This is a genomic window from Mesorhizobium sp. M2E.F.Ca.ET.219.01.1.1, assembly GCF_004016445.2.
GTDB lineage: Bacteria > Pseudomonadota > Alphaproteobacteria > Rhizobiales > Rhizobiaceae > Mesorhizobium.
This window is the reverse complement of the sequence record NZ_SADT02000310.1, coordinates 1-278: the sequence shown is the minus strand read 5'-3', so window position 1 is coordinate 278 and position 278 is coordinate 1. Positions and strand designations below refer to the sequence as shown.

The following is a 278-nucleotide window of genomic DNA, read 5'->3' as shown; positions in this document are numbered from 1 at the left end:
CCGCATCGCGCTCGACGACTTCGGCACCGGCTATTCCAGCCTTAGCTACCTGCATAAGCTGCCGCTCGACAAGATCAAGATCGACCGCTCCTTCCTGATCGACGTGACCCAGAGTCCCCAGTCGCTCGACCTTCTGAAGGGCATCGTCGGCCTGACCCGGACGCTGGGCTTGGTCGTTACCATCGAGGGGGTCGAGACCTTCGAACAGCTGAAGATACTGGTGCGTTCGGTCAAGCCGGACCTCGTGCAAGGGTTCCTCTTCGGCGCCGCGCTCAGCG

The 278-nt window shown here is 62.2% G+C and carries 1 protein-coding gene; it reads left to right on the top strand.

Annotated elements, in window-relative coordinates; all coding sequences use genetic code 11:
• Positions 1 to 278, top strand: a 278-nt coding sequence (locus tag EN862_RS35965) for an EAL domain-containing protein (protein WP_135913369.1), incomplete at both ends; no start/stop codon positions are given.